This is a genomic window from uncultured Campylobacter sp. (genome assembly GCF_937973075.1).
Classification (GTDB): Bacteria; Campylobacterota; Campylobacteria; order Campylobacterales; family Campylobacteraceae; genus Campylobacter_B.
In genome coordinates, this window is sequence record NZ_CALBWL010000021.1 from 1 (window position 1) to 8,963 (window position 8,963).

14 protein-coding genes are annotated in these 8,963 nt (G+C 39.2%); 4 read left to right on the forward strand and 10 right to left on the reverse strand.

The window, feature by feature from the left end:
- From Q0274_RS02090 to Q0274_RS02105, 4 genes are all read left to right on the forward strand, one after another.
- Nucleotides 1–795, forward strand: a 795-nt coding sequence (locus tag Q0274_RS02090; RefSeq protein WP_298027300.1) for a ComEC/Rec2 family competence protein, incomplete at its 5' end; no start/stop codon positions are given.
- A gap of 79 nt (nucleotides 796–874) precedes the next feature.
- Nucleotides 875–1,165, forward strand: coding sequence for a YciI family protein (locus tag Q0274_RS02095; protein ID WP_298027303.1), 291 nt, complete (start codon nucleotides 875–877; stop codon nucleotides 1,163–1,165).
- A gap of 172 nt (nucleotides 1,166–1,337) precedes the next feature.
- A complete protein-coding gene (locus tag Q0274_RS02100; RefSeq protein WP_298027306.1) occupies nucleotides 1,338–2,111 on the forward strand; it encodes a GNAT family N-acetyltransferase in 774 nt (257 codons plus the stop codon).
- Nucleotides 2,112–2,126: 15 nt separating this feature from the next.
- On the forward strand, nucleotides 2,127–3,014 hold the full coding sequence (locus Q0274_RS02105) for a hypothetical protein (RefSeq protein WP_298027309.1): 888 nt from the start codon (nucleotides 2,127–2,129) through the stop codon (nucleotides 3,012–3,014).
- 263 nt (nucleotides 3,015–3,277) lie between these two features.
- On the opposite strand, the gene Q0274_RS02110 is transcribed toward Q0274_RS02105, so the two are convergent.
- The 10 genes from Q0274_RS02110 to Q0274_RS02155 form a co-directional block, all read right to left on the reverse strand.
- Entirely contained in the window at nucleotides 3,278–3,667 is a 390-nt protein-coding gene (locus tag Q0274_RS02110) for a phytanoyl-CoA dioxygenase (protein WP_298027312.1), read from the reverse strand.
- Between the two features lie 161 nt (nucleotides 3,668–3,828).
- Nucleotides 3,829–4,089 (reverse strand): hypothetical protein, encoded by a 261-nt coding sequence (locus Q0274_RS02115; protein WP_298027315.1) that lies wholly within the window; start codon nucleotides 4,087–4,089, stop codon nucleotides 3,829–3,831.
- Nucleotides 4,090–4,543: 454 nt separating this feature from the next.
- The gene (locus tag Q0274_RS02120) at nucleotides 4,544–4,795 is read right to left on the reverse strand and encodes a hypothetical protein (RefSeq protein ID WP_298027317.1); all 252 of its coding nucleotides are present in this window, start codon (nucleotides 4,793–4,795) and stop codon (nucleotides 4,544–4,546) included.
- Nucleotides 4,796–5,028: 233 nt separating this feature from the next.
- Complete coding sequence (locus tag Q0274_RS02125) at nucleotides 5,029–5,301, reverse strand: colicin immunity domain-containing protein (protein WP_291939734.1); 273 nt, start codon at nucleotides 5,299–5,301, stop codon at nucleotides 5,029–5,031.
- A 23-nt stretch (nucleotides 5,302–5,324) separates the two neighbouring features.
- Nucleotides 5,325–5,597, reverse strand: a complete 273-nt coding sequence (locus tag Q0274_RS02130) for a hypothetical protein (RefSeq protein ID WP_298027320.1) — start codon at nucleotides 5,595–5,597, stop codon at nucleotides 5,325–5,327.
- 117 nt (nucleotides 5,598–5,714) lie between these two features.
- On the reverse strand, nucleotides 5,715–6,326 hold the full coding sequence (locus Q0274_RS02135) for a hypothetical protein (protein ID WP_298027323.1): 612 nt from the start codon (nucleotides 6,324–6,326) through the stop codon (nucleotides 5,715–5,717).
- Between the two features lie 31 nt (nucleotides 6,327–6,357).
- Nucleotides 6,358–6,696, reverse strand: a complete 339-nt coding sequence (locus tag Q0274_RS02140; protein ID WP_298027325.1) for a hypothetical protein — start codon at nucleotides 6,694–6,696, stop codon at nucleotides 6,358–6,360.
- Nucleotides 6,689–7,168: an Imm41 family immunity protein gene (locus tag Q0274_RS02145; RefSeq protein WP_298027327.1), complete on the reverse strand. Its 480-nt coding sequence runs from the start codon at nucleotides 7,166–7,168 to the stop codon at nucleotides 6,689–6,691. The genes Q0274_RS02140 and Q0274_RS02145 overlap by 8 nt, the downstream gene beginning before the upstream one ends.
- Nucleotides 7,169–7,172: 4 nt before the next feature.
- The gene (locus tag Q0274_RS02150; RefSeq protein WP_298027332.1) at nucleotides 7,173–7,559 is read right to left on the reverse strand and encodes an Imm41 family immunity protein; all 387 of its coding nucleotides are present in this window, start codon (nucleotides 7,557–7,559) and stop codon (nucleotides 7,173–7,175) included.
- Between the two features lie 77 nt (nucleotides 7,560–7,636).
- The gene (locus tag Q0274_RS02155; protein ID WP_298027329.1) at nucleotides 7,637–7,972 is read right to left on the reverse strand and encodes a hypothetical protein; all 336 of its coding nucleotides are present in this window, start codon (nucleotides 7,970–7,972) and stop codon (nucleotides 7,637–7,639) included.
- Between the last annotated feature and the right edge of the window lie 991 nt (nucleotides 7,973–8,963).

Consider the following 8,963-nt stretch of genomic DNA (forward strand, 5'->3'; position numbering starts at 1 on the left):
ACCGAAATTTCAAAACCGCTGCGCGCTAGCGTGACGAACTGGGGCATAGCGCACATCATCTCGATCAGCGGCTTTCATCTGGGCATTATCTTTAGCACAGTCTTTCTGCTTGCAATGCCGATCTACCGCTATTTTCAAGATCGATACTTTCCGTACCGCAGCGCGAGGCGCGATCTTAGCGTCTTTGTGATCGTGCTGATGAGCGGATATCTCTTCGTGCTCGATTTTACGCCGAGCTTTCTGCGCTCGCTTGCGATGTGCTGCGTGGGGTTTTACCTCGCGATGCGAAATTTCTACGTGCTTAAATTTACGAACCTCTTCCTAACGATCGCGCTTCTGCTTGCGTTTTTCCCGCATTTAGCCTTTTCGATCGGATTTTATTTCTCCTGCCTGGGCGTGCTGTATATTTTCCTCTACCTACACCACTTCGCGCCTAAATTTAAGCTCTGGCAGAACGTCATACTTTTTAACCTCTACGTTTGGCTCAGCATGAACGTAGCGGTCTATTATTTCTTCCCGACCGCTTCGCTGCAGCAGCTTAGCGTCATGCCGCTAGGATACGTGTTCGTGATCTTTTATCCGCTAAGCATATTTTTGCATCTATTCGGGCTCGGCGGCGCGCTCGATACGCCGCTGCTTGCGTTTTTAAACTTTGCTCTGCCGAGCTTTCAGGCGCAAATTCCGCCGCTTCTTTTCACGCTCGCAAACATCTGCGCGCTTGCTGCGATAAAGCTTCGCTATGCAGCACTTGGTTGCGCGATAATCGGAATTTCGCCGATATTTTTTATAACGTAGCGCGCGAAAATTCCAATGGGAATTTTATCCGTTGGAATTTTATGCTAAAATCGCGCTTCAAATCTCACAAAGGATCAAAATGTTTATTGCAAACCTCACTTACGTTAAAGAAATTAGCGAAATCGATCGCTTCATCAACGAGCACAACGCGTTTTTAGACCGATTTTATGCGGCGGATAAATTTATCTGCTCGGGGCGCAAAGTCCCTCGCACCGGCGGCATCATCTTAATCAACGCCAAAGACCGCGCGGAGCTTGATGAGATCATCGCGCAAGATCCGTTCTTTCAAAACAGCGTCGCAAAATACGAGATCATAGAATTTGCGCCGACGAAATTTGCGCCCGAGTTTTGGAGGCTTTTCGGCGAATAAAAGACGCGGGTTAAATTTTAAAATTTACGCGCTCAAACACGCCTCTGAAATTTAGCCTTTTTGCGTGCGAGATGAAATTTTGACCCGAATTAAAAGCCGAAACGCGGCGGCAAATTTAGATAAGCTTAAAAACCGAAATTATGCAAAAACGGCTAAATTTAAAGGAGATCGGGTGCTGATAAAACTGCGGCTCGCAACGCCGCAAGATGCGGATGCGCTGCTTGAAATTTACGCGCCTTACGTAAAGCAAACGGCGATCAGCTTTGAATACGACGTACCCAGCGCCACGGAATTTGCGGGGCGAATCGAGCAGACGCTGCAAAGATACCCCTATCTGCTTGCCTACGTAAGCGATGAGGCAGCATGCGCGGACGACGAACGGAATGAAAATTTTAAAATTTCCGCAAGCGCGGCAGGCGCAGAGAGTGAAATTTCGCCCGTAGACGAAGCGCGAGATCGCACAAACGCCGCGGCGAAGCAAAATGGCGCAAATTTAATCGTCGCGGTAAAACAAAGCCACGTAAATTTAAAACACGGGCAAATCCTCGGCTACGCCTACGCTTCGGTTTTCAAAGAGCGGGCGGCATACGATTGGTCGGCGGAAAGCTCGGTCTATGTGTCGCGAAACGCGCATGCTCTGGGCATCGGCAGGCTGCTCTACGAGGCGCTACAGCGCGCGCTTAGGGCTCAAAACATCGTAGATATGAACGCGTGCATCGCTTGCGGGAATGACGAATATCTAAACGACGCTAGCGTGCGATTTCACGAGCGCATGGGCTTTCGCTTCGTCGGCAGATTCGAGCGCTGCGCCTATAAATTCGGCCGCTGGTACGATATGGCGTGGATGCAAAAGCCCATCGGCGAGCATCTGCAAAACCAGCCTGCGATGAAGCCTTTCGCGCGCTTTAGAGATGAAATTTGCGCGAGCGCGGGCATTGAAATTTAATTTAAAGGAAAAACTTTGACGCACTTTATCATAGACGACGAAAATATCGACGTCGATAATATATTCGACGTCGTAAATCTCAAAGAGGGCGATGAGCTAAATATCGTCTCCAACACCGCCAAAAAGATCGGCGCCTTGACCCTTGCGCGCCTATCCAAGATGGGCGTTAGCATAGGCGAGGTCTTTACGATCGGCAAGCAAAGAAAAGATTTCGCCGATAAGATCATCGTATTTCTGATGGGCAAGCTCTGCGGGCAGGAGGGCAAGATCGGCATCGTCAGCAACGATAAATTTTACGACGACGTGATAGAATTTTTTAATAATCTAAACTACCGCAAAAATCCGAAATTTGAAAAGATCAGTCTAGCCTCGCATGCCGCAGGAGCGGGCGCAAAGCAAGGCAAAACAAGCGGTGCGGCGGAGAAAAAAGCCCAAAAAGCGGAGCCGAAAGCTACAAAGCAGGAGCCAAAGGCCCAAAAGCAAGGGACAAAAGCATCGAAACAGGAGCCCAAAATCGCGAAACAGGAGCCGAAGGCCGCACAACAGGAACAAAAGGCTACAAATTCTAAAATCGCCAAAGCAGACATTGCCGCGGCGGAGGCGCTGATCCCGCAGTGCGTGAGCCTACAAGCCCTCTATGCCGCATGCGTCGCAAAGCTCGGCAGAGCCAAGGGCTGCGAGGCCTACCGCGAGATCAAAGACGGCGCGCGGACGCGATACGCGAGCATCGCCTACGATAGCGACCTAAAAGACGGCGCCGTAAGGCGAAACGCGATCAAGCTCTACCGCGAAAGCGGCGGCGATATGGCGGAATTCCACAACAAGCTAACGAGCGAATACAAACACGCAGGTCCTGAAATTTATAAGGAATTTAAAGAAAAACTCGTCGGTAAGATGGTCTAGGCGACTCGGGCGCAAGGATTTAAGGCGCAGCGGTAGTATGCGTCGCGACGTAGCGATTAACGCAGCCTGACGGCGTTAAATGCGTCGTTGCGGCGTGCGATATGATGCAGCGCAACTAAGCGCAACCAGAAATAAAACTATTCGCTTACGCGGAGTCGGTTTTATTTTCGCTGTATATAACCAAGCAGAGCCCAGGCGCTTAGATATAGCAGCAGATTAAAGATATATAGGATAAATTTCATTCTGCTAAGTCTAATCCGGGTCTAATCATAGTTAAAGCTATATGGTTTGTAGCCGAAAATATGCAATGTCTTTAAAGCTAGCCCTCTGACCTCTATCCAGGATGGATTGTGATGGACTAGGTATTCGTAACCGTCTGCCTCTAATAAGCTGCGGTCATTAAAATTTTTATCTATAAGTTCCACAAGTACTCTTAGTGCATCCCTTTCGTATGGCAGGAAACAAAATTTAAATTGCTCCAATAAAGCGTTTTTGCATTCGGTATATAAAAATTCTACCATTTCCGATGGGCTTTCGTAATATTCAACTGCAGGATGCACTAAATGATCAACTTGATATTCCAAAGAAGCCATACGACATAGATTAACCATAAGCCCGCTTTTCCTAAATATCTCTTTTCCGTTAATTTGCATTTGAGTTTCCTTTTATTCTATATGGTTTCTCGGACTTAATCATAGTCGAAGTCGTCCAAATCGTATCCGAAAATATGTAAAGTTTTTAAAGCTAATTCTCTGACCTCTATCCAAGATTTATTGTGATATACCAAATACTCACCTATGCCTTCTAGCAAGCTTTAATCTTTAAAGTATCTATCTATGAGCTCCAAAAGTTCTCTTAGTGCATCTCTCTCGTATGGCAGGAAGCAAAATTTAAACCGCTCCAATAAAGCATTTTTGCATTCGGTATATAAAATATCTGCCATTTCAGATGGGCTTTCATATTCGTAGATTGTGGGATGAACGATATATTTGTCCTGATATTCAAAAGAGGCCATGCGACATAAATTATACATAAGACCGCCTTTCTCGAATATCTCTTTTCCGTTAATTTGCATTTGGGTTTCCTTTTATTGGGATGTGGGTTTCGTTGGTTTTGGATTTTAAATCCCCACACTCATAAAAATCGTCAAGAGTGAAACCAAGTATATTCAGTAGTTTTAATGACTTCCCCATTATCTTTTTCCAAATTTCAGGCGCATTATCATATATCTCATCGTAGTTATATTTGCTATAAAAATAATCGATCATCTCTTTATACTCTGCTATGGCTTTTAGTTCTGTTTCTGTAAATAGAAATTTGTATTCCGGTCTCTGGGCCATCTCTAGAGGATTATATACATATTCGACTAATTCGCCCGATGTTGCATATTCATCGATAGCGGAATTATCTATATATCTAATCTGATGTTTTCTCGATGCAAGACAATATAAAGGCTCGACAATAAAAGCCTTTTGTGCATTATTTTTTCTGCATTTGGGTTTCCTTTTATCGAGATATAGTTTTCGACCTCAATCAGGGTCGTAGTCAAAGTCATCAAGCTCGTATCCAAAAATATGGATTGTTTTTAGAGCTAGTTCTCTAACCTCTATCCAGGATTTATTATGATAGACTAGATATTCGCCTATGCCTTCCAGCAAGCTGTCGTCTTTAAGATATTTATCCATAAGCTCCATAAGTTCTCTTAGCGCATCCCTCTCGTACGACAGGAAGCAAAATTCAAATTCCTCTTTCAAAGCCTGCTCACAAGAAAAATATAGCATATCTACCATTTCTCCAGGTGATAAATAGCATTTCAATGTTGGGTGTGCAATATTTTTCTCTTGCAATTCAAAAGAAGCCATTAGACATAGCCTAAATAAAAGCGTACCTTTATTAAATATCTTTTTTCCGTCAATTTGCATTTGGGTTTCCTTTTATTGGGATGTGAGTTTGCGCGCATTATATCGTAATATATTTTTAAAATTCTCGCAAAAATTATCATTTTATAAAACTACTATTTTAAAAGCGTAATTTGTTTTAAAGCCTTTTTCGCGCATCCCCTTAGATCCTCTTCACTTAATGAATCGCCTACCGTATCATCACCCCTCAACTCTTCGTCTGGTTCGAATTCATCGATGTCCGTAAGAAGTCTATTAAGCGGCTCATAATATTCATCGGGGAAATTTTTATCATTCATAAATTTATCCCAATATATCTTTTCGAATTCAAATACGTCGATTCTGTTTTGCAAAAAATCCTCTATTATTTTTATATATTCCTCTATCACAATGAGCTCCTTTTGGGTGTATTTTAATCACCCGCCGCTTTAATGCTTAGAATCGACCATAAATTACTACCTATATTCACGCCTTCGCATAAATTTTTTATAATTGTTAAGTCGTTAGAAGAAATTTTTATATCATATTCATACATTTGAACTAAAAAATCTTCCAGCGCTATACCATATTCTCCAGCCTTAACTAACTCTTCCAAATAAATTACAAAGTCGCACCGACCGACTCCCGCAAATTCATCTTCGTAATTACTGAATAAATTTAAAAATATCAGATCGTTATATCTCATTCGCTTCTTTTCTCGAATTTATTTCTCATCGCCGTCTATTTTGAAAATCTAAATTTAATACTACAAATTTTATACGGCTAGAATAAAATGGCTTAAAAATGCTTATTCTCCTAAATTTCATGTCCCGTACCACTTTGTTACACTTCCATCTTTGTCGATACCAACCTCTATGCGTTCGTACTTATTGTAAAGGCTCGGAATTAAAATTTCATCATAATATTTTTTGCCGCACTCCGTGATAAACATATACATATTATGATGGCACCACCGATTCGGCTCCTCCCAAAAGGCGCCGTCTGCGTGAGTATAATTTTTCGGGGGTTCGCATGAGCGAGCTATAAATTTATCTAAGTTATAAAAGAAATTTTCTCTTAAAATTTTCCATTCTTCAAATTTTTTCATATTTGAATTTATATTAGTGCTAGTTTTATATTTTATGTCGGTATCTATGAAATTATTTAGATAAAACTGCCCAAATAGCATTATTAAAATATCTCTTAGATCCTCATCGCATAAACTAAAATTATGAATTAATGTGCTAGCGATAGAGTCGGTCTCATAGACTTCGGTGCTTTTCATTAGGCTAAACGCCTCAAGCTCATAAAAATCCAGCGGTCTTTTCCCGCTTACAGCTTGAAAATCTTTAAAAATCTTAAACCTAAAATCTTCCGCTTTACTAAAGAAATAGACGCACGGGCTTAAATTTAGATCAAGCGCTTTTACTCTCATTTTATACCGTCCAAACTATTGTTTTCATATTTTAGCCCTGTTTTGCATAATAAGCTCTTCCTTGCTGCGTTTCGGTCACACAAAAGTATTTGCTATTTACGCCGACCGGCTCATAATTTTTATCATCTCTTAAAATATTTAAAATTTCAGATTTATCACATATCTCTTTCATTTCTGTATCATAACCCCAGTTTGAACTAAATAATCTTATATAACCTTGCTCGTATAAAAACAATAAAATTTCTTTCACCACTTTAAGCGAATTGGCAACGTTAATAGAATTTAATTCCCAAACGATCTCCCATAAAGAGATATAATCGCCATCTTCGACTATTCCCGATAAAATAGTTAAAATCGTCTTTTTATTCATTTAAAATCGCATTTCCTTTTAATGGAATTTTAACTACCGCACCGTCTTTGCTATTTTTAGCACAAGACTCCAGCGTACAATTTTCATAGAAAAATTTGATTTTATAAAAATTTTCATCTCCCGATGCAACCGCCAATAATAAGCTTTTTATACGGCGAAATCTATCGCAAATATTTGGCTTTATATCTTCTTGATATTCATACGTTTTAAAATATTCGCTTTTTGCGTCTATATCTACGTCGCGCCAACTTCCGTTTAGAAATATATCATTAGAGATAGAAATAATGCCTTGCATTATTTCTGGGTCCAACTCTTTGTTTTTATAATGCTGCAAAATCTTTTTTAAATCGGCTTCTAATTTCCAATATTCATCATCGGACCATAAATTATAATCCAAAATCATACCTATGAACGAATTTGCATCATATCTATCATCAAATGCGGTATTTCGATAAAAATTTACAAGATTCATTGCATTAATCCTTTGGAGCATACCAAAAACCGCTATTGCTAAATTCTTCTTTGAATACGATGCTGTTGCACAGAACCTTTAATCTTTCAAATCTATCATATATGCTAGGCACTACGCCGTCGCTGTTTTTCGCACACAATATATTGCTTACATAAATTTCCGATTTGTCCTCCACGCCGATAACATCATTAAATATCGCTAGTATTGCGATGAAAATTTCTCTTGGAAGCGTTTTGTTATGATAAAAGTTCAAAATCTGCATTAAAGTTTTATCCAACTCCCAATAGTCGCAATCCGACCAAGTTTTTTGATAGATAAATTTTCCGACAAACGAATTGATGCTGAATTTGTCAGAATTCGTTGAATTTTGGTATAAAAGCTCTAAGTCCATCAATCACCTATCCTTTTTTTCATTCTTTATTAAACATTTAGCCATCTTTATGACAAATTTATATTTATAAAAATTGATTATTTTCTGCTTGGCAACTCTTTAGATAAAATTTCTGAATCAGGATACAATTTTTTTAAAAATTCTATCTCTTCTTGATCTAGCTCATTTAAAACCTCTTCTGTTGGTCTTTCGCTTAAAATTTTTCCATAAACCAAACTCAATCGCTTATATGCGCGCGGGTTACCGTTCTTTTCAAATTGCCTTATTATAGCAATTCTGCACTCTTTTGTTATTTCAGAATTGCCCATAAAAAGATCTTTTATATCGCAAGAGGCGCTTTGCTCTTTATATAGATAAAATATCCACGCAAATAATATTATAACGGCGGCAATAAAGTAAATTTTATTTTTCATGAAATCTCTTATTCTTATTATATCCTTACTTATTTTTGGCTTCTAGATATAAACGATCAATCATAGAATTTGCGATTTAATTAGTAATATAAAGTAGTGTCCTGCGTTGAATTTATACAACCCCCGGAATTCCCCCGAACACTCGATTACAGAATATCCATATATAGTCTTTTAAAAAACTATATAAAATCGCCTCTTAAGGAAGCTTTAAATAATAAGCAAAAATGAGTTAAGAAGTTTCAAACCTCAAGAAATTTAGCTTAAGCCTTGTAGCAGCTCAAGGTTTAAAATCTTAAGGAGGTTGATTAATACATTTTCACTAAATGCCTTAAGCGCCTATCTGTAAGATGTTTGTTCTTTGAGGCAAAGAACAAATAAAAATAGATAAAAGCTTAAAGCCTTCTTCGTCCTTATGAACAAGGGGATTATATTAGAAAGATCTTAAAAGCTTCTTAGCTCAAATTTATTAATCTCTTCTTTTGCTTTCATTTGCAGATAAAAAGTCAAAGGCTTAGAGGCTTCTTTAAAAGTATAAAGGAAGCCATGCTATTTTCTTATATAGTATTAAGATAGCCAAAGGCTTTTAAAATATGGGAGAGCGATTAAAAAATGAGGGGTAGCCACCCTCAATACTTCAATCTTTCTTCTATACCTAAATAGATTGAATACCTTTTCGATACTCAAGCATTCTATTAGAGTAAAGCCCAAAATATCAAAAGCAAGGCTACACATAAAAAATATCCTTAAAATGGATAGGCTAAGAGGTTGCTCTATCTATGATAAAAGAGCTACTTTGGTAAATAATATCCCCACAAGCGATAAAAATATATTAAGATCAATACTATTTATAATATAGTACTAGACAAAAAATACTCCTGAAAGAAATAAAAGTTTATCCTATCCACTTAGATAGAAAATTCTATCTATACAATAATATCCCTACAAGGAATAATCGCAACGGCGGTAGCAGACGAGCAAACGCTCCGCTAGC

Coding starts and splice junctions, on each gene's coding strand:
- Q0274_RS02095 (WP_298027303.1), top strand. CDS start 875: ATGTTTATTGCAAACCTCACTTACGTTAAAGAAATTAGCGAAATCGAT.
- Q0274_RS02110 (WP_298027312.1), bottom strand. CDS start 3,667: ATGCAAATTAACGGAAAAGAGATATTTAGGAAAAGCGGGCTTATGGTT.
- Q0274_RS02115 (WP_298027315.1), bottom strand. CDS start 4,089: ATGCAAATTAACGGAAAAGAGATATTCGAGAAAGGCGGTCTTATGTAT.
- Q0274_RS02120 (WP_298027317.1), bottom strand. CDS start 4,795: ATGCTATATTTTTCTTGTGAGCAGGCTTTGAAAGAGGAATTTGAATTT.
- Q0274_RS02130 (WP_298027320.1), bottom strand. CDS start 5,597: ATGAGATATAACGATCTGATATTTTTAAATTTATTCAGTAATTACGAA.
- Q0274_RS02135 (WP_298027323.1), bottom strand. CDS start 6,326: ATGAGAGTAAAAGCGCTTGATCTAAATTTAAGCCCGTGCGTCTATTTC.
- Q0274_RS02140 (WP_298027325.1), bottom strand. CDS start 6,696: ATGAATAAAAAGACGATTTTAACTATTTTATCGGGAATAGTCGAAGAT.
- Q0274_RS02145 (WP_298027327.1), bottom strand. CDS start 7,168: ATGAATCTTGTAAATTTTTATCGAAATACCGCATTTGATGATAGATAT.
- Q0274_RS02150 (WP_298027332.1), bottom strand. CDS start 7,559: ATGGACTTAGAGCTTTTATACCAAAATTCAACGAATTCTGACAAATTC.
- Q0274_RS02155 (WP_298027329.1), bottom strand. CDS start 7,972: ATGAAAAATAAAATTTACTTTATTGCCGCCGTTATAATATTATTTGCG.